1 protein-coding gene is annotated in these 255 nt (G+C 38.8%); it reads left to right on the forward strand.

The genetic code is table 11. The features are described 5' to 3' along the window. Positions 1 to 255 (forward strand): hypothetical protein (locus GBZ86_RS19110; protein ID WP_170272340.1); only part of this gene is annotated, 255 nt, incomplete at both ends.

A 255-nucleotide genomic window follows, 5' to 3' on the forward strand; every position in this document is an offset into this window, starting at 1 on the left:
CAACTAATGGATGGTCCATAGGAGATGCTAAGACCTTTACTGTGGCAGTAAATTTAAATAGTGGAATAAATACTATTAAGTTCCATGGAGATGGAATAAACTATGGTCCAAGTCTTGGAGAAGTAACATTAACCTTAGTATCCGGCACAGTAACACCACCAACAGAACCAGTGAATCCACCAACAGTGCCAACAGGAAGTAATCCAGTTTATAAGTATAATGCAGCAGAGGGAATGCTTTCTAATGGAGCTTTAA

It is taken from the genome of Clostridium tarantellae, assembly GCF_009295725.1.
Taxonomy (GTDB): Bacteria; Bacillota; Clostridia; order Clostridiales; family Clostridiaceae; genus Sarcina; species Sarcina tarantellae.